Origin of the sequence: Myroides odoratimimus (genome assembly GCF_030326305.1) — a bacterium.
In the GTDB taxonomy this organism is placed as follows: domain Bacteria; phylum Bacteroidota; class Bacteroidia; order Flavobacteriales; family Flavobacteriaceae; genus Flavobacterium; species Flavobacterium odoratimimum_A.
On sequence record NZ_JACAKB010000025.1, the window covers coordinates 1 to 22,580 of the forward strand.

Genomic DNA, 22,580 nt, shown 5'->3' on the forward strand with positions numbered 1-22,580 from the left:
CCGGTGTAGCTCAGCTGGCTAGAGCAGCTGATTTGTAATCAGCAGGTCGTGGGTTCGAGTCCCTCCATCGGCTCAAAAGTCTCCCCTTAAAGGGAGACTTTTTTGTTTTTAAGTACTTTGTGTATTAAATGCTCTTCTAACTGCTTTTTATTTTTTACTTTTAGATAACCTAAAATTACCTTATATAGGTCGATTATTGTTAATAATAAATAGAGATATGTTTTTGAGAGTTCAAGCAGATTGGTTTATCTATTTGGAGATAGTTTATTTTATTATAGCTATTGCTGTGGCTGTACGCATTATCTATGATACAGACTCTATCTCGAAAACATTAGCATACCTATTGTTAGTTTTCTTTGTGCCTATCTTTGGTATTTTATTTTATTTTTCTTTTGGAATTAATTATCGACGAAGAAAGATGTATTCTAAGAAGCTTAAGGTAAATGATGAGTATAGTGCTAAATTAACGGAACGTCTAAACGATATTCACTTAGATCGCAGGGAACAAGGAAACCCTATTGTACAAAGGAATCGCTCTTTTATTAAAATGCTTTCTAGTGCAACGATGGGAGAAGGTCCACTATTAGTAGATAATGAAACTGAAATATTAGAAAACGGAGAAGAATTCTTTCCGAGACTAATTGAAGATTTAAAAGCAGCTAAGAGTACCATTCATATCGAATATTATATTTATGAAAATAATGATATTGGAAGAGAGATAGAAAGCATCTTAATCAATAAAGTGAAGGAGGGGGTTAAGGTACGTTTTATCTACGATGACTTTGGGTGTAAGAGCATCCGAAAGAACATTGTGCGCAATCTTCGTGCGAATGGGGTGGAAGCCTATCCATTTAATAAGATTATTCTATTAGCTTTTGCTAACCGTATGAATTATCGAAATCACCGCAAAATAGTCGTGATAGATGGAACTATTGCTTATACAGGGGGGATAAATATATCTGATCGCTATGATAACCGCAAGAAAGATTCTAATCAATATTTTTGGAGGGATACACATATTAGAATAAAAGGTTCGGGAGCTTATGGATTACAATATATCTTTTTGGCAGATTGGAATTTCTGTAGTAAGCAAGATTTAGCCTTTGATGAAAAGTATTTTCCTATTCAAGATAGCAATGATACAGGAGTGCCATTACAAGTGATCTCATCTGGTCCTGACTCCGATGTGCCCTCTATCTTATATAGTGTCTTAAAAGCTATACAAACAGCAGAAAGAGAGATCTGCATCACTACTCCGTATTACATACCTGACGAATCATTACAACTAGCTATTAAAATGGCAGCATTAAGTGGTAAGCGCGTTAGAATGATACTGCCTGGGATAACAGATTCAAATATTGTGAAGTGGGCATCAGAGTCCTATTTTCAAGAGTTATTAGAGTTCGGTGTAGAGATCTATCTATATAAGAAAGGATTTATCCATGCGAAAACTTTTGTGACTGACTCAGGAGTGAGTTCTATAGGGACGTGTAATTTAGATCATCGTAGCTTTGACTTAAACTTCGAGGTGAATGTCGTAGTTTATGACGAGGCTTTTGCTCGTAAAATGAAAACAATGTTTGATAGAGATTGTAGAGATTCTATTAAATTAGAGTTGCACAGGTGGAATAAGAGATCTTGGAAACAACGTCTTAAAAACAGTTTTATTCGTTTGTTCTCTCCCTTATTATAGTATGTGTAGACATCAAATAAAGGAGGAATGAAGGATTAAGTAAACTTTAAATAAGGATACGATGAATTTACATTTGACATTTGATAAATATATAACACATCAACATCCCTTTGAGAATGATTATGAAGGGAAGGTAATCACTACATTAATAGAGTCAAGAGGGAATAAGAAAGAGTATAAGCAGACTATTCTGTATATACATGGATTTTGTGATTACTTCTTTCAGATACATTTGATGGATTATTTAAATGAGCATGGAGTAAACTTCTATGCGATAGACTTGCGTAAATATGGTCGTTCGTTATTGCCTCATCAGCATCCGAATTATTGTAAATCTATGCGAGAGTACTTTCCTGATATTGATTATGGAATAGAGTATATTCTAAAAGAAAATAGAGATACTCAACTATTCCTATTAGGACATAGTACTGGAGGGTTATTAGCAACGTATTATGCTATGTTTGGGTTGTTAAAAGAAAGGTTGTCAGGATTAATATTAAATTCTCCTTTCTTTGATTTTAATGTGCCTTTTTATGTAAAGCCTTTTATGGGGAGTGTAGCTAGGAGTAAAGTAAGTAAGGATATTTTTGCTAATGCTGAGCAGATGCCTGAGCTATATGGTAAAACATTGCATAAAGATTACGAAGGGGAATGGGAGTATAAGAAAGAATGGAAACCGATAAATCCTTTTGCTGTATATTATAATTGGGTATTAGCTGTACAGCATACACAAGAACTAATTCAAGAGGTTGTCTTACATGAAAACTTTCCTATTCTATTGATGTATAGTGATAAATCAGGAAATACTTCTAAATGGACTGCTAATTCTATGACATCAGATATTGTTCTAAATGTAAAAGATATTGAGAAAATAGGAGGTAAGATAGGGCGTAATGTAGAGAAAGTTGTAATAGAAGATGGAATGCATGATTTATTTCTGTCTAAGAAAGAAGTTAGGAGCAAAGCTTTGTCTAGTGTAGTACAGTTCTTAAAGAGGTATCAATAGTTATAAAAAGTAAAAAGCTGTTACCGTTTAAGGTAACAGCTTTTTTAGCAATAATTGAAAAAAGTTGTTGTTGATTGGTTGGTAGGGAAACTTTTTAGAATAATCCTCCAGCTCCTCCACTTTCTTTTGTATTCGAATCTCTGTGCTTTCTTTGTAATGCACGTCCTTTTCCTCCTCCGAACATATAGTTTACTCCGATGTAAACTGATCTACTTTCCCATGTAAACTGTCCATTAGAAGCATAAGGGTACTGAGAATTATATTTAAACTTCATGGTATTGAAGATATCATTGAATCTAGCACTGATGCTTAACTTGTTTTCAAGTAAAGAATATCTAGCTCCAGCGTCTATTTTATACATCTCTTTAGAGTCCATAGTGATACCATCTACTGGACCTCTATAGAATCCGAATAAGTTAAATCTTAAGTTTTTAGTCGCTTTGAAGTTACTGTTTAAACTAGCATTGAATGCACTAGCAGTAATGTCGCGTTCGATAAAATCCATTTGATTTGTAGTACTGTTTAACTGAGATACAAAACCAGTTTGTTTAATACTTGAGAAATCAATACCAGGTTGCATATCCCACCATGGAGTTAATTTGATATTAGCAGAAAGTTCGAATCCATAAGCATCATTAGACTTATAGTTATCAAAAGTCATTAATAAAGCATTTGGGTTATCATTATCTGGGTCATCATAGATAACGTGGTTGATTTCTTTATTTATTTTTCTATAGTACACACCAGCAGTCACACTACTTTTGTTGTTAAACATTCTAGTATAATTTAACTCTACAGAGTTAGTAAACTGAGGTTTTAATTCAGGGTTACCTACCATTGTCATTAATGGTGTAGAGAATTGTCTAACAGGGTTAGTCTGAGAAATACTAGGTCTGTCTACACGTCTACTATAACTTAAATTAAACATATCATTATCTGTCATAGAATACCCTAAATATACAGATGGATATAAGGTAACGTAATCATCTTTAAAAGTAGTCGTTCCTCCTAATTTAGATTCTACTTTATAGCTTTCTAATCTTGTTCCTACTTGGTAGTTAAACTTACCATAAGTTTGACCAAAAGTTACATAAGCAGAGAAGATATCTTGATTGTATTTATTATTGATAGTCTTATTCTTCTCAGGAATCAAAGGATTGTTAGAGTCAAAGTTGTTATCAGCTCTAGATATTCTAGCTTCTGCACCTACTTCTAGTTTTGTATGATCGTTTAAAGGATTTACATAATCAATGTTGATTGTTGTTAAATCACTTTTATCATTGTTTCTATCTTGATAAAATTGGTTAGGGTTTTTACCTATAATTGTATTGTAATCACCGTCATTTGTAGATTTGTTACGACTAAAGTTTCCTTCGATATCTAAAGTGTGACCTTTTTTCTCAAATAAATGTTTATAAGCTAAGTTATACGCACTATATCTATTATCTCCATCATAAACAGTTTTTTGGAAGATATCTTCAAATAAGTTTTTAGGATATGTAGTAGCATTATCCATATCTGTTGTTCTATCATTTGTACTTTGATTTGTATAGAATGACAGTGTATTGTTATCGTTGATATAATAATCCATACCTACTTTATAGAAGTAGTTCTTGTTCTTATTATTCATACGAATCTCTGTTGGAGACATAATATCTGTACGTAGCATATCACCATCATTTTTATATTTTCCATACGAGTAACTACCATTAGCGAAGAAGTTTAACTTCCCTTGTCTATAGTTAGCATTGATAGAGTTAGTATTTTTAACAGTGTGAGCAAATGTAACCCCTGTGTCTACAGAACCATTGAAACCATCCATCGTATTTTTATGTAATACGATATTAATAATACCTGACATTCCCTCTGGATTATACTTAGCACTTGGGTTAGTGATTAACTCAATGCTCTTAATAGAAGTAGAAGGGATTTGTTTTAGTACCTGTTCAGAAGACATATTAGTAGGACGTCCATCGATAAGGATACGTACATTCTCATTTCCTCTTAAAGATATTTTACCATCTTTATCCACATTTACAGAAGGGATATTATTCATAATCTCACCAGCAGTAGCACCAGCAGTAGTTAAGTCTTTACCTACATTGATTACCTTTCTATCTATCTTTTGTTCTATTGTAGAAGATTCAGCAATAATATTAACTCCTTCTAAAGTTGTCGCTTCAGGAGTTAAGTTAATTGTACCGAAGTTATAAGTAGCCTCAGTTAATTCAAATTCTTTAGTATATGTTTGGTAACCGATAAACTGTACTTCTAAAGTATATTTTTTTTGAGGAACAGTTAATTCGAATTTTCCATTGTCATCAGACATAGCGCCTGTTACAATAGTCTCTCCATCTTTAATAGAGACAGTTGCATAAGGAACGGATTGATTGATCGATTTGTCAAAAATCGCTCCTATAATTTTTCCTTTCTGTTGTGCATAAATAGAGCAAACCATGGTAAGGAAAAGAATAACACTTAATTTGAATTTCATAATAGTTCTTTCGTTAAGTTTATTTTTAATAATTGATTAAGGTTTATATAATAGTCATACTTTTGAGTAAAATGTTACAACAAAAAATATTTGTTTTTTTATAAAATGTTTATTTATATATGTAACTTATTGATATGTAGTGTTTTGTTTTACTATTTAAAATTGATATAAATGAGATATACAGTGTTTTGTGGTTCTAGTTCAGGTACTAAGGATATTTATTATAAACAAGCTTTTGCATTAGGAGAACAATTAGCTAAGTATAGTATTGGGCTTGTATACGGAGGTGCTAAAGTAGGATTAATGGGAGCAGTCGCTGACGGTGTTCTTAAAGGCGGTGGTGAAGTCATAGGTGTGCTTCCTACTTTTTTGGCAGATGTAGAGTTAGGCCATAAGGAATTAACAGAATTAATTATGGTCGAAACAATGCATGAACGCAAAGCTAAAATGAACGAATTATCTGATGGTGTGATCACAATGCCTGGAGGATATGGCACCTTAGAAGAGTTCTTTGAAATGCTGACATGGGCTCAGTTAGGATTACATAAGAAGCCTGTAGCGTTATTAAATATAGATGGTTTTTATAATCCACTATTAGAAATGATAGATACTATGGTGGATATGGAATTCTTAAAAGGAATCAATAGAGAGATGATTGTGGTAGCTGATAAGGTAGAAGAACTTTTAGAAAGGATGAAAGCTTATGAAGCACCTAAAGAAGGTAAATGGATTCAAAAATAAATAGCATGAATAGAGCCTCATTAATAGATAATTTTGAACGAAAAGGAGTAGTATTAACTCCTCAAGAGAAAGAACGGATACTTGCCGCGTTTAAAACAGTGTATTTAAAAAAGAAAGACCAATTATTAGTTGCAGGAGAGGTATGTAATTTTCAAGCTTTTGTTGTTACAGGATGTTGTAAGGTCTACTTTTTAGATAGTACTGGACAGGAACATATTATTTATTTCGCTATAGAAGATTGGTGGTTGGCAGATTTAGAAAGTTATCATTTAGGTATTCCTTCTAAGTTTTATATTCAAGCAATTGAAGATTGTGAATTATTGATGATTACAAAAGAGGTAAAAGAACCTTTGTATAAAGAGATTCCTGTTTTAGAAAGAATATACAGATTAATGCTTGGACAAGAATGTGTCGCATTACAACGACGAATAGTAAATAAATTATCGATGGATGCTACAGCAGAATATGACGATTTTTGTAAGAGGTATCCTTCTCTATTAAGCAGATTGACTAATATACAAATCGCATCATATCTAGGTATATCACAAGAGTTCTTAAGTAAAATAAAAAGTAAGAAGAAATAACAAATTATTGAACTAGTTCAATGTTTTTGAGTTTTATACGCTATATTTTTGTAGCAAGATATAGAACAATAAAACAACATAAACTGTGAAAATAGATAATTTAAATTGTCTGATTTTAGCAGTGATGAGACAGTTTATTCATTACGGATAATAAAAAGTACTAGTGATAGCCACACTAGTACTTTTTTTAATAGAATAACTATAGCTTTTTTCTTACACTCTACTATAGTTATAAATTCATACATTCATTTTTTCTTTAATTCATTTTCATTTGTTATTAATAGGGTCTAGTAAGATAAATTAATATTACTATTTACTTATTTTAGTTATGATTTTGTTATAACCGATGTTTACATTAGCCAATTTTCGTATTTTAGAGCTTTAGAAAAGGAAAATATGATGGAAAAACAAAATAACAACATTGCAATCTTAGTGGATGGGGACAATGCTCAGGCTAAGTTGTTGGATAAGATTTTAGAAGAAGTTTCTAAATATGGGAAGGTGACTGTCCGTCGTATTTATGGAGATTGGACAACACCGCAAATGAATAGCTGGAAGGAATTACTGAATGACTTGTCATTTTCGCCTATACAGAAGTTTAATTATACTAGTGGGAAGAACTCTACAGATAGTTCTCTAATTATAGATGCGATGGATATTCTCCATGCTAAGATGGTAGATGGATTCTGTATCGTATCTAGTGATAGTGACTATACCGGTTTAGCTAAGCGTATCAGAGAAGAAGGTATCTTCGTGATGGGAGTAGGAGAGAAGAAAACTCCAAATGCCTTCGTTCAGTCATGTGAGATATTTACTTATTGTGAAACCTTAATGCCTAAAGTGACTTCTAATGTTAAAGAAGCAAATGGCAATGCTAAAAAGGTAGAAGCTACAGATGATGACGATACTAAATCATTGACTAAGAAAGAGTATAGACTGATAGATAAAGCGTTCGATATGTCTGTAGATGAGGAGGTAGAAGCTTATATCGCTACAGTAGGAGGTAACCTTCGTAAGCTTAATCCTAGTTTTGACGCTAGAGATTACGGCTTTAGAAACTTGACAGAACTTTTTAAACATCTAAAGACTTATGACGTAATTAATAATAATGTTAAGGGGTTAAATCATCCCTTAGTAAAGAAAAAATAACCTTCGGGTTATTTTTTTTTGCTAATAAACGAATTGTATGGTCTGTAAACTTTAAATTGCAATAGGTCAAATATTGACTATAATAAAAAATATCAACTCAATACAATTTATATTATGACTATACAAGAATTAGAAGGTATTCGCAAGCAATTCGAGTACTACAGAATGATCGTAGATAAAACAGTTTTAGTGTTATCTCAAGACGAATTAAATCAAAAAGTAAATGAAGAGAGTAACTCTATAGCAATGTTAATGCGTCATATCACAGGTAATCTGCTTTCTCGTTTTACTAACTTTTTTACAGAAGATGGAGAGAAGTCATGGAGAAACAGAGATGATGAGTTCGCAGATGGGATTTATGACAGACATGAGCTTATAACGAATTGGGACAAGGCTTGGGATGTACTCTTCAGCACCATAGATAGTATTAATGAAGAGAATATTAATACAGTAGTGAAGATCAGAAATCAAGACCATACAGTTGCAGAAGCTTTATACCGACAGTTAGCACATTACCCTTACCACATAGGACAAATTGTATTTATCGGAAAGATGATACGCAATGAAGAGTGGAAGTCTTTAACCATTCCTAAAAATAAATCAAAAGAATACAATCAAGACAAATTTGATAATCCTAATTCAGAGACTCATTTTGTAGATGATTATCTAAAGAAGTAAGAGATAATTTTTTAGATTCCTAATTTTGAATGAGAATTAGTAGAGTCGTTCAGTGCAATATTTTATATATTTGTCAAAAGACGGTAAAAAACTACAATATGAAATTAAATACAATGGCCTGTATCGTATTGGCTTCCGCTATGTTATTATCATGTGGAGACAAGAAAGAGGCAGAAAAAGGAGCAAGCGAAGTGACTACAACAGAAAAGTTTGATTACAGTGTGGATCAGTTTGGAGATATCGAAGTATTGAGATATCAAGTACCTGGATGGGACGATCTAACATTAAAAGAAAAAGAATTAGTTTATTATCTAAGTCAGGCAGGGTATGCTGGACGCGATATCATCTGGGATCAGAACTATAAACACAATTTGACTATTCGTAAAGCATTAGAGAATATTTACGAAAACTATAAAGGAGACAAAGAATCAGCAGATTGGAAAGAGTTTGTGACTTATGTAAAGAGAGTATGGTTCTCTAATGGTATTCACCACCATTATTCTAACGAAAAGATAAAACCTGGATTCTCTCAAGCTTACTTCTCTATTTTATTAAAAGAGACTAATACTACATTAGATCAGAACGTAGCGAATATTTTATTTAATAATGTAGATAGTAAAAAAGTAAATCTTGATCTAGCGAAAGGTCTTGTAAAAGGATCTGCAGTTAACTTCTATGGAGAAGGGATTACAGAAGATGAGGTAGAGGCATTCTATAATGCGATGAAGAGTCCAGACCCACACCGTCCATTATCTACAGGACTAAACTCTAAGGTAGTAAAAGAGAATGGTAAGTTAGTAGAGAAAGTATGGAAGAGTGGTGGAATGTATGGAGCAGCTATTGATCAAATCATTTTTTGGTTAGAAAAAGCTGTTACAGTTGCTGAGAACCAAGAGCAAGCAGATGCACTTAAGTTATTAATCAAATATTACCAAACAGGAGATCTTCAACTTTGGGATGATTATAACGTTGCATGGGTCAAAGCTACTAAAGGGAATATTGATTACAACAATGGATTTATCGAAGTATATGCAGACCCATTAGGACATAAAGGATCTTACGAAAGCGTTGTTCAAATCAACGACTTTGATATGTCTAAGAAAATGGCTGTTCTTTCTAAAGAAGCTCAGTGGTTTGAGGATAACTCTCCATTAATGGCAGAACATAAAAAGAAAAATGTAACAGGAGTATCGTATAAGACAGTGATCGTAGCGTCTGAGTCTGGTGATGCATCGCCAAGTACACCTATCGGAGTGAACTTACCTAATGCGGACTGGATTAGAGCAGAACACGGTTCTAAGTCTATCTCTTTAGGTAATATTATCGATGCATATAATCATGCAGGTGGATCAGATAAATTAAAAGAGTTTGTTCACGATGAAGAAGAATTACAATTAGAGGAGAAGTACGGTGAGTTAGCAGACAAGCTACACACAGCTCTTCACGAGGTAATCGGACATGCATCTGGACAAATCAACAAAGGAGTAGGACAACCAAAAGAAACATTGAAGAGTTATGCTTCTACATTAGAAGAAGGACGTGCTGACTTAGTGGGGTTATTCTATTTATACAATCCTAAGTTGCAAGAGTTAGGATTAGTTGACGATTGGAAGTCAGTTGGTAAAGCAGCTTATGATGGATATATCCGTAACGGATTAATGACGCAGTTAGTACGCTTAGAGCCAGGTGCTGATATCGAAGAAGCTCACATGCGTAACCGTCAATGGGTGAGTGCTTGGGTATTCGAAAAAGGGAAGAAAGACAATGTAATTGAGAAAGTAGTGCGCGATGGTAAGACATATTATAATATTACTGATTATGATAAGTTACACGATCTATTCGGACAGCTTTTAAAAGAGACTCAACGTATCAAATCTGAAGGTGATTATAAAGCAGGACAAGAGTTAGTAGAGACTTATGGTGTGAAAGTAGATCAGGCTATCCACAAAGAAGTTTTAGAACGTAATGCTAAGTTTAACTCTGCTCCATATAGAGGATTTGTAAACCCATACATTGTACCAGTAAAGAATGATAAAGGAGAGGTGACTGATTATGTAATCGAACAACCTAAATCATTTGAAGAACAAATGTTGCGTTATGCTAAAGAATATGGTTTCTTACCACTTGTAAACTAATTACAAGAAGATTATACAAGAAAGTCGGTTTATTATAAACCGACTTTTTTTGTGATATAGTATTGGCTATGATTTATGGATAATAACCACAAGTTCATTGTTTGGTCATACTCTATTAGTTGCCATGTAAGAAGTCAAGACTTCCTGATGTATTTATACAGCTGCTATACTCTTCGTCGTCTTCAGCAGGTGATATTTCGATAGCTTCTAATGGAAAAACTTGAGAATCAAAACCGTTGATCATTGTCCACCAAGTTACTTCTGCTTTGTTGTCAAATAAATGAGTAATAGTCATATTTATACTACCACTTTTAAGATTTACGATGTTCCCTACTTCAAATTTTGTGTTCATAATTGATTGATTTTGTATTATTTGACTAAATTAATATGTTCAGTTTTATTTTAATTATAGTAATCAAATAATTAGAAAACCTTTACAATTTCTTAATCTTATGGTCGCAGTTTTAGTGACTTCAGACGTAGAGTGTTAAGTGAGTTAGTACTTATTGTTAAGTAAAGAGTCTTATTTTCTAGTGATAATAATATCTCCCATGCACATCTCTATAGGACGATTATGAGGTGTATATTCTACCCAATTTACAGGATCACTACTTTCACAGTCTATCATCAGGTGATAATAAGACATACCATGAGTAGTATTAGGTAGAGCGTGTACATCATAGCGATTAACCGTGTCTAACTGATGATCTTCTACCATCGTTAGCCAAGAGATAGCTTTGTCTAATTGGGCTATTAGGTATTGATTGGTAGTATCACCTTGTTTTAGTTCTACGATTATATCTTGTTTCCGTTTTTGTAGTAGAGAGATAATATCTTTCATAAATGATAGGATATAGGTTATAGTGTGAATGTATGTTGTATAAACTCAGTTGGGCGTTGTCCCATCAGTTTAGTGAATACATTACTGTAAGACTGAGCACTGTTATATCCTACGAGTAACGCTATCTCATTGATGGTATACTGTCCTTCACTCAACAGCTCTATTGATTTGATGATACGTACCATCTGTATATACTTAGCGATACTGATACCCGTTTCTTTTTTGAATTGTCGTTCTAAAGTACGAATACTCATAAAGCACAGTTGAGCTAACTCATCTATAGTGATAGTTGATGGATAATGTTTGTGAATATAAGCTGTAGCATCAAGTAATACTTTAGTACGTGGGACAGGGGTAATAAGAGGTACCGCATTCTGTACAAAAGAAGGCAGTTCTAATAAGATTGCTCTTAAGAAAGTCTGTTCACTTTCTTCATACTTCATATTCATAGACCACTTCTCAGTGTACATAATCATTTCTCTAAGTACACTAGGTATAGAGAACAGGTATAACTCATTATAAAACGGAGGTAAACCATCCACATCGAAGTATAGTGTACGCAGAGAGACATGCTCAGACGCATGCGTAGTTTTATGAGGGACATTAGATGGGATATAGGCTACGTGATTTTGAGGTAATAAGAATTGACAAGATTCTACGTGTAAGTATTGATATCCTGATTCTACATAAACGAGTTGGGCTTTCTTGTGATGGTGAAATTCATTGTTGTGTTTCCAATATTCAGCATGCCAAGAAAAACCTTTCTTTCCAACTTGATCAACTAATTGTGGCTTACTCATTGTTGTCGTTTTAGTTATGATTTATGGCGAATATAATCATTTATTAGCATTTAATTTTGCATCTAGAAATAACAATGTGTAAATAATAAATTAAATAACAATGGAAAATAAGATAGAAGAGATATCTAAAATGAAGAAATTACTGATGTTGTTAGGTATCATATTTATTGCTTCTAATCTAAGAGCTCCACTTACATCTGTAGGGCCTGTGATATCAGAGATAAGTAAATCACTGGCTCTGTCTAACACTACAGCAGGATTAGTAACGACGATACCCTTAATGGCATTCGGATTTTTATCTAGTATGGTGCCAAAGATCTCACGTAGATACGGTATGGAGCTAGTGTTATTAGGATCCTTGATTCTATTGAGTATAGGGTTAGTCATTAGACCTTATGGTAGTTTGGTCACTTTGTTTTTAGGAGCAGCTTTAGTGGGGATAGCGATTACAGTAGGTAACGTATTGATGCCAGCCTATATCAAGAATAATTACCAGAAGAATGTAGGTACCATGATGGGAATATACTCAGTAGCTATGAACTTAACAGCAGCATTAGCAGCAGGGTTTAGTATTAGCTTGGGTAAATTCACAGAGATGGGATGGAAAGGTTCGATAGGAGTATGGTTAGTATTGAGTATTGCGACTATCTTGATTTGGCTTCCTCAAGTAAAAAAGAGAAAAGCAATCGAAGGAAGTAATAAAGGTTTCACAGAAGAGAAAAAAGTAAATATGTACTCGTCTAAGTTAGCTTGGGCAGTTACAGTATTTATGGGTGTACAGTCTCTACTGTTCTACTGTTTAGCAGCATGGTTACCTAAAGTAGCTATTACATGGGGTATACCTAAAGAAGATGCAGGATGGTTATTGTCTTATATGCAGTTCGCACAGCTACCTATGACGTTTATTGGTGCTATCATAGCGAGTAAGTTATCTAATCAGAAACTACTAGCTATCGGTACAGGAGTATTGTTTGCTATTGGGATAGCAGGTTTATTGATCTTTAAGGTAAATATGATCGCGCTATGGTGTGTATTAATCGGTACAGCGAGCGGATTAGCCTTTAGTTTATCGATGCTATTCTTCGTATTGCGTACAAGTAGCACTACCCAAGCAGCAGAATTATCAGGTATGGCACAGTCTATCGGATACCTAATTGCAGCATGTGGTCCACCAGTATTTGGAGCATTATTCGATGTGACACAGTCTTGGTCTATGTCTTTGATGTTTTTATTAGTGATGTCTATTACTTTGATTGTATCAGGAGGTATCGCAGGTAAGAACGACTGGGTGAAATAGTTCTTTATCAACTAAAGAATTTTCTGTATAACCATAGTAACCCAGTGCCTACTACAGATACGATAATCATAGAGGTAATCGGCATAAAGAATGAAAAACCCGGGCGCTGGATACGGATATCACCAGGCAATTTGCCAAACCAATCCAGATTAAACGAGGTGAACTGTATCAATAGACCTATGATGACGATGATACAACCGATAAAGATGACTGTTTTTCCCATAAGAGTAAAGGTATAAAAATGCATGCACTTCCCTTTAGGAAACTATTTAATTATTGTTAAGGAGACAGGTATTAGGGTGTTTTAATAGTATCTTTGAGTATAGAGTTATTTAGGTAGCTCCTCATTTAAAAAGATAAGATATGAAAGTAGAGATATGGTCGGACATTATGTGTCCGTTTTGTTACGTCGGAAAGAAGAATTTTGAGAATGCGTTGGTACAATTGCCTTTCGCAGATAAGATAGAAGTAGAGTGGAAGAGTTTTCAGCTAGATCCAGACTTACCAGTAGAAGGGTTAGATATGTCTACTAAGGAGTACCTAGCTAAACGCAAAGGTATGCCGGAGCAACAGATACAAGGAATGCTAGAGAACTTAAAACAAGCAGGTAAAGCAGTAGGTATCGAATTTAATCAAGATCAATCTATTCCTGTGAATACGATTAGAGCTCATCGCTTTGTACACTTCGCACAGTTACAAGGAAAAGGGAATGAGGCTAAAGAAGTAGTGTTTAAAGCTCACTTTACAGATGGTAAAAATGTAGGTGATATAGCAGTATTAGTAGCACTAGCAGAGCAGATAGGATTAAATGCAGAAGAAGTAAAAGCGTTCTTAGCTACTGACGAACAGCTAGATGAGGTGACAGCGGATATTACAGAAGCACGTGCTCTAGGAATATCAGGAGTGCCTTTCTTCGTATTAGATAGAAAATACGGTGTATCAGGAGCTCAACCTACAGAGTCTTTTGTAGAAGCACTGACACAAGCATTCCAAGAAAGCCAACCTAAATTCGAAATGAAAGGGGGGAGTGATGCGGCAGCATGTGGCCCAGAAGGATGTGAGATATAAGTACCTATAGTTGATTTATAAATAAGAACAGCCCATTTATACAGTGTATGAATGGGCTGTTTTGTATTCTGGTATTTCTTAACCAAAATCAAAATGCATGAGGTAATCGTATTTGTTCTTTGGTTGTTTGTTTATCTCTAACCCATCGAAGTATAGGTGCGTCATAGAATCTTTGTTTAATAACTGTTTATGTAGTTTGTACAAGAGCTCTAATGCAGCGAAGTTTTCTTTATTATCAGTCTCTAAAGTAGTGTATATTGTACCAAATAGTAAGTCGTCGCCTTCTCCTAATTCTTCAGGTAGAGTGAACTGTTCAAGCTTGATGACCTTTTCGTTATCATATATACCTTCTTGAGAACACATCATAGTTCGATAGCTGATAATCACCTTAGGTTTATGTATAATGATCTCATTTGGATCCCAATTGTCAGAATTATTAAAATTAAAGAATTGCTTAGCGATGACTGCATTATTAAAGTCGTCTCGTTCTATAGGCATATCATCTAAGAAGTCCCATATCACATTATGAAATACTCTTTTCTCCATCTCTTTATTTTAAAGATAGTGAAATAGCCATCTCTATTAAATTGAAGAAGAATAATGTTTGAATAGTGTAAGGAATTTAGTCTACTCAAACAAGAACATTCTATTGAGGAAGTCTTCGATCCTTAGTAGGTGTATCATTGTATTGCATATAAGCCCATTCACCTCGGTATAGATTGTTGAATACAAGATCTTTGTACTTATTGTTGATACTGAATAGTCTTACTTGTACACGAGAGGGAGTGTATACTTCTTGTTCTTCAGTAGAGATATGTTCTGCTATAAACGGAGGTTCTGTTATCTCGTGGTAGCGCACTACTAAGGCTAATACCCTATCTTCTTTTTGCCAAGTATAGACGATACAGTCATACACCATAAAAGCGATTTTCTCTACAGGTTCTCCTTCTTTAGAGATAATATAGTCACGGAGTTGTATAGCCTTGTTTTCGTCACCTTTTAGGTCAGAGCAGGCTACTCCGATTAGGTCTTTATTTAGACTCTGTAGCATATCCACCTTATCGAAGTAATAATCCCCATACTTTGCCACGCTGTCAGACTCTACCCACATCCTCATACTATATTCTTTGCCGATTATATCTCTAATAGAATCATTATATCTCTTAGGAGCTACTTTATAGTATGTGATCTCTATAGGTTTGAGTTCTTTAACTACTGTCATCACACTAGCATCTGCATCAGCTGTGATACTTCCATCGTTATTGCCATTAAAAGCATAAAAGTCTTCTACTGGGAAGTTATAATCAAATGTCTCAATATCCATCTTAAGGTCTCCAAATTTCTTAGGCTCTTGACAAGAGATTAGCACTATAGGGACTGTGAAGTATAGTAAGATTCTTTTCATCATAGTGTTTTAAGTAAAGTTGTTAGATAAGCGAATAGGTATTAGAATCAATATTAAATTGAAAACGAATTGTTTAATTTAAAATTGTGTGTGAGTATGAATGTCTTTTTACTGTAATTGTTATGTTTTTTTGATGCCAATGGTCGCATAATGGTCACATAGTTATCGCATAGTTATCGCATACTTTTAGCCCTTTTTTATGCGACTGTTATACGACCACTATCCTATAATTATCCTATGAATAGAATGTACACTTTATTAGTAGACTCAGTAATTATCGATTGTTAATGGATATAGGATAATTATTGTCTATTTGATTAGAATCTCTATAATGCTTTTGGCTAAAAAAAAGGAGTAAGCTAATCTTAAAAATGGCTTATAAACCTTGATATAGTTAGTATCTTTGAGGCACTAGAAAACAAAGAAAGATACATGGGATTGAAGATTCTACATACAGCCGACTGGCACTTAGGGAAGAGATTAGATAACTTTAGCCGCCTAGACGAACAGCGCATAGTGCTAGACGAAATTTGCGAGATAGCAGATCGAGAAGCAGTGGATGTAGTCTTAGTAGCAGGGGATTTATTTGATACGTTTAACCCTCCAGTAGAAGCTGTAGAATTATTTTACAAAACACTTAAACGCTTAGCGAAGAATGGGGAGAGACCTGTCATCGCTATAGCTGGTAATCACGATAGTCCTGAGCGTATAGACGCACCAGATCCGTTAGCGCGAGAGTGTGGGATTATCTTAGTAGGACTACCTCATGCTGAGGTTACTCCTTTTGAGATCGAAAATCAGTTTAAAATATCGAAGTCAACAAATGGTTTTTTTGAATTGAGATTAGAACGATTTAAACAACCGATACGTATACTACACACTCCTTATGCGAATGAGATAAGGCTAAAGAAAGCACTAGACACAGAAGATAAAGGAGCAGCTCTTAATGAGGTGTTAGGTGAGAGTTGGCAAGCTTTAGCAGATAAGTATTGTAAGACTAAAGGAGTGAATCTATTGATCTCGCATCTGTATATGATGAACCGAAATGGAGAGTTATTAGAAGAACCTGATGGAGAGAAGCCTCTGAAGGTAGGTAATGCAGATATTATATACAGTGACATTATTCCAGAGCAAGTGCAGTATACCGCTCTAGGGCACTTACATAGAGCACATCAGGTGGGAGTAGAAGATAGACCTGTGGTTTATTCGGGTAGCCCATTGAGTTATAGTTTTAGTGAAGCTGGTCAGCAGAAGTATGTGATGATCTTAGAGGCAGAGGCTAGCAAACCTATTACTTATACTAAGGTAGCATTAGAGAGTGGGAGACAACTGTCACGTTTGAAGTTTGATAGTGTAGATGATGCTGTGGAGTGGTTATTAGCGAATCCGTATCATCTAGTAGAGTTAACCATAGTAAGCGATACGTTCTTAAATGGGGATGATATCAAGAGGTTATACACTGCGCATGATGGTATTATTACGATTATCCCACAAGTAACACTGGGGGACAAAGGAGAACAAGTGAATGTAAAACAGGTGAACTTAGAACAAGATATGCAAGGACTGTTTAGAGATTACTTTAAACAGCGCAATAAAGGGCAAGTGCCTAATGAGGAGTTGATGGATTTGTTTAACGAGATTTTAGATTAGAGCAGTATGATACCAATTAAGTTAACAATAGAAGGACTGTATTCTTATCAAGAAAAACAGGTTATTGACTTCACCAGTCTTATAGAGGCAGGGTTATTCGGTATATTCGGTAAGGTAGGATCAGGAAAGTCATCTATTTTAGAAGCTATTTCTTTTGGGCTTTACGGAGAGACAGAGCGTATGAACTCTCGTGATAACCGTGCGTATAATATGATGAACCTAAAGTCTGACCGTTCGGTAATAGACTTTGAGTTCTATAATTTTAAAGATGAGAAATACCGCATCTATAGAGAGTTTAGAAGAAACTCTAAGCGCTTCGATGATGTAAAGAGAGGTGAGGCAACATTGTATAAGGATGAAGATGGTATCTGGGTACCTCAGAAAGAGTTGAATATACAGGAAGTAGTAGGGCTGAGCTATGAGAACTTTAAGCGTACTATCATTATTCCTCAAGGGAAATTCAGAGAATTTATAGAATTAGGAGGAAAGGATAGAACGAAGATGATGCAAGAGATATTCGGTCTAGACCGTTTTGACCTTGCAGATAAGACTAAACGATTATATAGTTCGACTAAAGAGAGTCTGAATTTAGTAGAAGGAGAGCTAAAAAGTTTTAGCCAAGTTACAACGGAGCAGATAGCAGAGCAGAAGGCGCTACACTTACAGGAGGCAGAGAAGTTTAATGTGCTAAGTAAGACTTTTAAGGAAGAAAACGAAAGTTATCAAAAGGTCAAAGCAGTGAAGGATGACTTCTCAGCATTGGAGGTAAAGAAAGCAGAGTTAGGTACATTAGAAGTGAAGTTACCTGAGATAACTGCTCAAAAGAACGAATTGTCTCAGTATGAACAATTAGATAAAGCATTTTCTGCTATACTGTTAGAACAACAAAAGACAGTTGATAAGACTGTGAATCGAGAGACTCGATTAGCTACATTGACAAAAGAAACCACAGAGCTACAAAGTCAGTTTAAGAAAGTGACAGATGAGCTCAAAGTAGCAGAACAACAGTATGCAGGCTTAGAACACCTAAAAGCAGAGTTGTATGAGTTGAATTTGATCAAAGAAATCAAGAAAGCTAATCTAGCTAAGGAGACCTTATTAGAGCGTTATCACAAAGGGAAGTCTTTCGTAGTAGATGCTGAGAAGGCATTAGAGGGGAGCAAACTTGCTTTAGCACAAAAGGAGATAGAACTAAATACTGCCAAAACAGCTAGAGTAGATACAACGATGCTGATGGCTATAGAGGCGTGGTTCGGTCAGCAATCTTTTATTCACAAAGGAATTCAAGATGTGCAACAGCAAATGAATGCACTGCAGTCAGAGTTGCAAATAGTAGAAAAGGATATCTTAGGTCTAAAGTTAAAGGATATCAATCATTGGGAACAAGAGATAGAGAAGTATAGAAATCACTTTGAACAAGAGATCAATACGATAGAAGTAGAGTTGCGCAATCATAGTGTAGCTCAACAGTTAGCAGAGTATGCTAACGAGCTTCACGATGGGCAGCCTTGTCCTTTATGTGGTTCTGCACATCACCCTCATATTCTTCAGGGAGATGATGTATCTTCTGCTATACAGCAGTGTGAACTTCGTCTAAGTGATATAAAGGATAAACAGGAGCGCCTAAAGAAATACGAAAGGAAAGCAGCTAGTCTTTTTGATAAAAAGAAACTCTTAACAACACAATGGCAAGAAAGCCAACAGAGGGAACAACACTTGCAACAAGAGTTAGTCTCTCATCAGCAGAACTTTGTTTGGACAGTGATAGAGAAGGGTAATGAAACACAGTTTATCGAGTTAAAACAAAGAGCTGAGTTAGCGAACAAGCAAGTAGAAGTTCTAGAGATACAATATACTACAATAGGAAAAGAGGTAGAACAGCACAGAGGTAATGTAGATAAGTTTACTAAAGAACTAAATGCGATAGAGGTAGAAGGTGTCAGTTTAGACAGTGAAATCAAATCTAAGAGTACACAGATTATAAGGTTGCAGATAGAGACCTATTTAAGTTTAGAGGAGACTTTATTAGCACAGCAAGTACAGCAACGAGAAGCTAATGTAACCTTAGTAGAACAACGCTATAGAGATCTAACGAATCAATATCAGATGATGTCTCCTAAATTGGCAAGCTTACAGACAGAGAGCAATAGTGTACAAGTAGAGTTAAATGAACTGAAAGTAGCTATTGATCAGTTTAACGAGCAGATTAAGGCTTTATTAATCACTCATCAAGTACAATCTGTAGAGGAAGTGCGTAGTGTGCTAGATAAACAGATTAATGTCGTAGAACGTAGAGAACAAATACAAGCATTCGAAGTACAACTAGAGGTTGTCCGAAATGCTGTGAGTACTTTAGAAATGAAGTTAGAAGGTATTTCTTTTGATCAAGAGAAATTCGCTAAACAGCAAGAAGAAATAATGAAGTTAGAGCTACAGGTTAAAGAGGCTACAGAGGTTGTAGCTAAATTAGCTGGAGAGATAGATCGTTTGGAAAAAGACTATGCGAAGAAGCAAAACTTACAGAAGCAGTATGATGCAATAGAAAAACGGGTGAAGAATCTGAATACGCTATTGACAATGTTTAGTGGAGCTGGTTTTGTAAATTATGTGTCAGCTATCTATTTAAAGAACTTATGCGATATGGCGAATGCCCGTTTCCATCGATTGACGAATAACCAATTGAGCTTACAGCTAAACGAAGCAAATGAGTTTGAGATCATAGATTATTTAAACAATGGGAAAGCGAGAAGTGTGAAGACTTTATCTGGAGGACAGAGTTTTCAGGTGTCATTATCTTTAGCGTTAGCATTAGCAGAGAGCGTACAGAGTTTATCTAAGTCAGATAGAAACTTCTTCTTTATAGATGAAGGGTTCGGTACACAGGATAGTGAGTCAGTAAATATTGTATTCGAGACTTTGAGTAATCTGCATAAGGAGAATAGAATAGTTGGTATTATCTCTCACGTAGATGAACTACAAGAGCGCATCCCTATGTCTCTATCTGTGGTAAAAGATGAAGAACGAGGTAGTGAAGTAGTGATTAATTATTAGTAAACCTCATTTATATATTACAGCCCATTCAGTGATGATTGGGCTTTTTTTATGGTATGGTTTTAGTGGCTTAATATGTTGATTTATAGTTTGTATTGTTTTTAAGTAACTTTTAAATTACCTTTGTAATGAAGATAAGAGAAGTAGTGATGTATAAGAATTACTTTAATGAGTTTTTAAGTAAACAACCATTAAAGGTTCAAATGAAGATAATTAAAATAATTGAAGCAGTTGAAATTCTAGATAGAATACCTTCTAATTACATGAAGCATATTTTGGGAACAGTAGGTTTGTATGAAATAAGAATACAATTAGGAAGTGATATTTGGAGAGTGTTCTGTTTTTTTGATGGAGATAAATTAGTGGTTTTATTGAGTGGCTTCCAAAAGAAAACTCAAAAGACTCCCTTAAATGAGATTAAAAAGGCTATAAAGTTAATGAATGAGTATTATGAAAGAAAATAGAGATGTGAAGACTTGGTCACAAGTAAAAGATGAGGTGTTTGGTGTAGTTGGAGAACCAAAAAGAGATGAGATAGAGAGAGAAGTAGAGACTTTTAAAGTAGGACTATTGCTTAGAAAGGCAAGAGAAGAGAAAAAGCTAACTCAAGCAGAACTAGCTAGTTTAGTGAATAAGAAGAGAGAATATATTTCTCGAGTAGAAAATAATGGAAGTAATATGACATTAAAGACGTTATATGATATCGTAGAAAAAGGATTAGGAGGAAAGGTGACAATATCTATTGAACTATAAATATATAGCCCATTCAGTGATGATTGGGCTTTTTGTTTATTTTGATGAGGTAGATTCGATAACTATAAATCTACTTAGTAGAGAGATAGCTAACCCAAAAAAGGCTACTATAGCAAAGGCAGTCTTAAGAGAAGAGTGCTGTGCAATAAACCCTATAACTGGTGGTCCTAAAAAGAAACCGATAAAACCAATACTGGTAATTAACGTTAAGGCCTGCTGAGGTGGCATTGTTTTCGTGTGTCCTGCTAAGTTATAACACATGGGTACTACGGCTGATACACCAAGCCCTACAATCATAAAAGAAGCAATCGTTGTATATACACTTGGAAACATAACCGATGCACCTAACCCTAAAAAAAGTAATATACCACAGAAAAGTAATGTCTTCTGTTCTCCAAATTTTCTAACTGTAAAGTCAGATATAAAACGGCCACTTGCCATCGCAAACATATAAGCTGTCAGTCCATATCCGATAAGCTGTATAGGAGCATGGGTGACATGTTTCATATATTCACTAGACCAATCAGTCATCATCCCTTCTGCTACCATAGCGAAGAAGGCTAATAGCCCTAACAAGACTAAGTTCTTATCGGGTAATTGAAAGCCTTTCTTTTCTGTTAGTATTGGATTATCACTAGCAGCGTCGTTTGTTTCAGGAATAAGGTATTTAAAAAGCAATAGAGAAACAATAATCCCTACGGTAGAGTAATAGATAAAATGTTCTAAAGGTGGGACATAGCTACTGATCATCTCTGCGCCTAACCATGAGGCAGCAAAGCCTCCTATACTCCAAGTACCATGTAGAGAGCCTATGATTTGTCCTTTATATAGTTTAGAGACCTTAATAGCCTGTGTGTTGATAGAAATATTAGTGATATTACTAATTGCCCCGAATAAGACTAAGTTTAGTTTTAACTGCCATAATACCTCCCAATAACCAATACCCACTAATAGTACTAAGTAGGTTAATAAGAAGAATAGGGTTGCTTTTTTACTGCCGAGTTTCTCTATTATTTTACCTGCTATAGGAAGAGTTATTAAGGTTCCTATAGAGATGTATAATAAGACAAATCCCCAAGCAGAGTCATTTACTCCGAAAGCTTCTTTAATAGTAGGAATACGCGATGCCCATGAGGCAGATATTCCTCCAAAGATGAAGAATAAAACAGTTACGGCTATACGTGCTAAGTGTTTTGACATAGTTCTTTTTGATTGAAAGCCGTAAATGTATGAAT

General features: G+C 34.8%; 21 protein-coding genes and 1 tRNA gene. 14 read left to right on the forward strand and 8 right to left on the reverse strand.

The features are described from left to right. The 3 genes from HX049_RS14695 to HX049_RS14705 all read left to right on the forward strand — a co-directional run bounded on the left by HX049_RS14695 (position 1) and on the right by HX049_RS14705 (position 2,699). Positions 1-73 (forward strand) — tRNA-Thr (locus tag HX049_RS14695). 144 nt (positions 74-217) lie between these two features. Continuing rightward, on the forward strand, positions 218-1,693 hold the full coding sequence (cls, locus tag HX049_RS14700; protein ID WP_286416779.1) for a cardiolipin synthase: 1,476 nt from the start codon (positions 218-220) through the stop codon (positions 1,691-1,693). A gap of 61 nt (positions 1,694-1,754) precedes the next feature. After that, on the forward strand, positions 1,755-2,699 hold the full coding sequence (locus tag HX049_RS14705) for an alpha/beta hydrolase (RefSeq protein ID WP_286416781.1): 945 nt from the start codon (positions 1,755-1,757) through the stop codon (positions 2,697-2,699). A gap of 94 nt (positions 2,700-2,793) precedes the next feature. Here the strand turns inward: HX049_RS14705 and HX049_RS14710 are convergent, their stop codons facing one another. Continuing rightward, the gene (locus tag HX049_RS14710) at positions 2,794-5,193 is read right to left on the reverse strand and encodes an outer membrane beta-barrel family protein (protein ID WP_286416782.1); all 2,400 of its coding nucleotides are present in this window, start codon (positions 5,191-5,193) and stop codon (positions 2,794-2,796) included. A 171-nt stretch (positions 5,194-5,364) separates the two neighbouring features. Between HX049_RS14710 and HX049_RS14715 the strand changes: the two genes are divergently transcribed. The 5 genes from HX049_RS14715 (at position 5,365) to HX049_RS14735 (ending at position 10,480) form a co-directional block, all read left to right on the forward strand. Further along, a complete protein-coding gene (locus tag HX049_RS14715; protein WP_286416784.1) occupies positions 5,365-5,934 on the forward strand; it encodes a TIGR00730 family Rossman fold protein in 570 nt (189 codons plus the stop codon). Then, positions 5,919-6,518 carry a Crp/Fnr family transcriptional regulator gene (locus HX049_RS14720; protein ID WP_286416786.1) on the forward strand — a complete coding sequence of 200 codons (600 nt, stop codon included), beginning with the start codon at positions 5,919-5,921 and terminating at the stop codon, positions 6,516-6,518. The genes HX049_RS14715 and HX049_RS14720 overlap by 16 nt, the downstream gene beginning before the upstream one ends. Before the next feature lie 396 nt (positions 6,519-6,914). Continuing rightward, a complete protein-coding gene (locus HX049_RS14725) occupies positions 6,915-7,667 on the forward strand; it encodes an NYN domain-containing protein (protein ID WP_286396432.1) in 753 nt (250 codons plus the stop codon). A 114-nt stretch (positions 7,668-7,781) separates the two neighbouring features. Beyond that, the gene (locus tag HX049_RS14730; protein WP_286416788.1) at positions 7,782-8,345 is read left to right on the forward strand and encodes a DUF1572 family protein; all 564 of its coding nucleotides are present in this window, start codon (positions 7,782-7,784) and stop codon (positions 8,343-8,345) included. Positions 8,346-8,443: 98 nt separating this feature from the next. Continuing rightward, positions 8,444-10,480: a dipeptidyl-peptidase 3 family protein gene (locus tag HX049_RS14735; protein ID WP_286416790.1), complete on the forward strand. Its 2,037-nt coding sequence runs from the start codon at positions 8,444-8,446 to the stop codon at positions 10,478-10,480. A 115-nt stretch (positions 10,481-10,595) separates the two neighbouring features. Here HX049_RS14735 and HX049_RS14740 read toward each other — a convergent pair whose 3' ends face one another. From HX049_RS14740 to HX049_RS14750, 3 genes are all read right to left on the reverse strand, one after another. Further along, positions 10,596-10,832 (reverse strand): DUF2158 domain-containing protein, encoded by a 237-nt coding sequence (locus HX049_RS14740; RefSeq protein WP_286416792.1) that lies wholly within the window; start codon positions 10,830-10,832, stop codon positions 10,596-10,598. A 171-nt stretch (positions 10,833-11,003) separates the two neighbouring features. Then, positions 11,004-11,321, reverse strand: a complete 318-nt coding sequence (locus HX049_RS14745) for a hypothetical protein (protein ID WP_286416793.1) — start codon at positions 11,319-11,321, stop codon at positions 11,004-11,006. A gap of 17 nt (positions 11,322-11,338) precedes the next feature. Then, on the reverse strand, positions 11,339-12,121 hold the full coding sequence (locus HX049_RS14750; RefSeq protein WP_286395939.1) for an AraC family transcriptional regulator: 783 nt from the start codon (positions 12,119-12,121) through the stop codon (positions 11,339-11,341). A 100-nt stretch (positions 12,122-12,221) separates the two neighbouring features. Between HX049_RS14750 and HX049_RS14755 the strand changes: the two genes are divergently transcribed. Further along, positions 12,222-13,418 (forward strand): CynX/NimT family MFS transporter, encoded by a 1,197-nt coding sequence (locus tag HX049_RS14755; protein ID WP_286416794.1) that lies wholly within the window; start codon positions 12,222-12,224, stop codon positions 13,416-13,418. Between the two features lie 7 nt (positions 13,419-13,425). Here HX049_RS14755 and HX049_RS14760 read toward each other — a convergent pair whose 3' ends face one another. After that, positions 13,426-13,641, reverse strand: coding sequence for a DUF2905 domain-containing protein (locus tag HX049_RS14760; protein ID WP_230493145.1), 216 nt, complete (start codon positions 13,639-13,641; stop codon positions 13,426-13,428). A gap of 140 nt (positions 13,642-13,781) precedes the next feature. Here HX049_RS14760 and HX049_RS14765 point away from each other — a divergent pair, with 140 nt between their 5' ends. Then, entirely contained in the window at positions 13,782-14,486 is a 705-nt protein-coding gene (locus tag HX049_RS14765) for a DsbA family oxidoreductase (RefSeq protein ID WP_039328418.1), read from the forward strand. 78 nt (positions 14,487-14,564) lie between these two features. On the opposite strand, the gene HX049_RS14770 is transcribed toward HX049_RS14765, so the two are convergent. Next, a complete protein-coding gene (locus HX049_RS14770; protein WP_286416795.1) occupies positions 14,565-15,032 on the reverse strand; it encodes a hypothetical protein in 468 nt (155 codons plus the stop codon). 100 nt (positions 15,033-15,132) lie between these two features. Then, positions 15,133-15,894 (reverse strand): hypothetical protein, encoded by a 762-nt coding sequence (locus tag HX049_RS14775; protein ID WP_286416797.1) that lies wholly within the window; start codon positions 15,892-15,894, stop codon positions 15,133-15,135. Positions 15,895-16,323: 429 nt separating this feature from the next. On the opposite strand from HX049_RS14775, the gene HX049_RS14780 reads away from it, so the two are divergent. The 4 genes from HX049_RS14780 (at position 16,324) to HX049_RS14795 (ending at position 21,345) form a co-directional block, all read left to right on the forward strand. Further along, complete coding sequence (locus tag HX049_RS14780) at positions 16,324-17,541, forward strand: metallophosphoesterase family protein (RefSeq protein WP_286416798.1); 1,218 nt, start codon at positions 16,324-16,326, stop codon at positions 17,539-17,541. Between the two features lie 6 nt (positions 17,542-17,547). Then, positions 17,548-20,592 (forward strand): AAA family ATPase, encoded by a 3,045-nt coding sequence (locus HX049_RS14785; protein WP_286416800.1) that lies wholly within the window; start codon positions 17,548-17,550, stop codon positions 20,590-20,592. Between the two features lie 128 nt (positions 20,593-20,720). Next, on the forward strand, positions 20,721-21,056 hold the full coding sequence (locus HX049_RS14790) for a type II toxin-antitoxin system RelE/ParE family toxin (RefSeq protein ID WP_286416802.1): 336 nt from the start codon (positions 20,721-20,723) through the stop codon (positions 21,054-21,056). Beyond that, positions 21,043-21,345 (forward strand): helix-turn-helix transcriptional regulator, encoded by a 303-nt coding sequence (locus HX049_RS14795; protein WP_006260186.1) that lies wholly within the window; start codon positions 21,043-21,045, stop codon positions 21,343-21,345. Before HX049_RS14790 ends, HX049_RS14795 begins: the two co-directional genes overlap by 14 nt. A 36-nt stretch (positions 21,346-21,381) precedes the next feature. Here HX049_RS14795 and HX049_RS14800 read toward each other — a convergent pair whose 3' ends face one another. After that, a complete protein-coding gene (locus HX049_RS14800) occupies positions 21,382-22,545 on the reverse strand; it encodes an MFS transporter (protein ID WP_286416805.1) in 1,164 nt (387 codons plus the stop codon). Positions 22,546-22,580: the final 35 nt, after the last annotated feature.

What these genes read in the sequence shown, in the direction of transcription:
- HX049_RS14750 (WP_286395939.1), bottom strand. Translation starts at nt 12,121, where the DNA reads ATGAGTAAGCCACAATTAGTTGATCAAGTTGGAAAGAAAGGTTTTTCT.
- HX049_RS14715 (WP_286416784.1), top strand. Translation starts at nt 5,365, where the DNA reads ATGAGATATACAGTGTTTTGTGGTTCTAGTTCAGGTACTAAGGATATT.
- HX049_RS14760 (WP_230493145.1), bottom strand. Translation starts at nt 13,641, where the DNA reads ATGGGAAAAACAGTCATCTTTATCGGTTGTATCATCGTCATCATAGGT.
- HX049_RS14790 (WP_286416802.1), top strand. Translation starts at nt 20,721, where the DNA reads ATGAAGATAAGAGAAGTAGTGATGTATAAGAATTACTTTAATGAGTTT.
- HX049_RS14785 (WP_286416800.1), top strand. Translation starts at nt 17,548, where the DNA reads ATGATACCAATTAAGTTAACAATAGAAGGACTGTATTCTTATCAAGAA.
- HX049_RS14770 (WP_286416795.1), bottom strand. Translation starts at nt 15,032, where the DNA reads ATGGAGAAAAGAGTATTTCATAATGTGATATGGGACTTCTTAGATGAT.
- HX049_RS14765 (WP_039328418.1), top strand. Translation starts at nt 13,782, where the DNA reads ATGAAAGTAGAGATATGGTCGGACATTATGTGTCCGTTTTGTTACGTC.
- HX049_RS14725 (WP_286396432.1), top strand. Translation starts at nt 6,915, where the DNA reads ATGATGGAAAAACAAAATAACAACATTGCAATCTTAGTGGATGGGGAC.
- HX049_RS14705 (WP_286416781.1), top strand. Translation starts at nt 1,755, where the DNA reads ATGAATTTACATTTGACATTTGATAAATATATAACACATCAACATCCC.
- HX049_RS14775 (WP_286416797.1), bottom strand. Translation starts at nt 15,894, where the DNA reads ATGATGAAAAGAATCTTACTATACTTCACAGTCCCTATAGTGCTAATC.
- HX049_RS14780 (WP_286416798.1), top strand. Translation starts at nt 16,324, where the DNA reads ATGGGATTGAAGATTCTACATACAGCCGACTGGCACTTAGGGAAGAGA.
- HX049_RS14795 (WP_006260186.1), top strand. Translation starts at nt 21,043, where the DNA reads ATGAAAGAAAATAGAGATGTGAAGACTTGGTCACAAGTAAAAGATGAG.
- HX049_RS14755 (WP_286416794.1), top strand. Translation starts at nt 12,222, where the DNA reads ATGGAAAATAAGATAGAAGAGATATCTAAAATGAAGAAATTACTGATG.
- HX049_RS14710 (WP_286416782.1), bottom strand. Translation starts at nt 5,193, where the DNA reads ATGAAATTCAAATTAAGTGTTATTCTTTTCCTTACCATGGTTTGCTCT.
- HX049_RS14745 (WP_286416793.1), bottom strand. Translation starts at nt 11,321, where the DNA reads ATGAAAGATATTATCTCTCTACTACAAAAACGGAAACAAGATATAATC.
- HX049_RS14740 (WP_286416792.1), bottom strand. Translation starts at nt 10,832, where the DNA reads ATGAACACAAAATTTGAAGTAGGGAACATCGTAAATCTTAAAAGTGGT.
- HX049_RS14720 (WP_286416786.1), top strand. Translation starts at nt 5,919, where the DNA reads ATGGATTCAAAAATAAATAGCATGAATAGAGCCTCATTAATAGATAAT.
- cls (WP_286416779.1), top strand. Translation starts at nt 218, where the DNA reads ATGTTTTTGAGAGTTCAAGCAGATTGGTTTATCTATTTGGAGATAGTT.
- HX049_RS14800 (WP_286416805.1), bottom strand. Translation starts at nt 22,545, where the DNA reads ATGTCAAAACACTTAGCACGTATAGCCGTAACTGTTTTATTCTTCATC.
- HX049_RS14735 (WP_286416790.1), top strand. Translation starts at nt 8,444, where the DNA reads ATGAAATTAAATACAATGGCCTGTATCGTATTGGCTTCCGCTATGTTA.
- HX049_RS14730 (WP_286416788.1), top strand. Translation starts at nt 7,782, where the DNA reads ATGACTATACAAGAATTAGAAGGTATTCGCAAGCAATTCGAGTACTAC.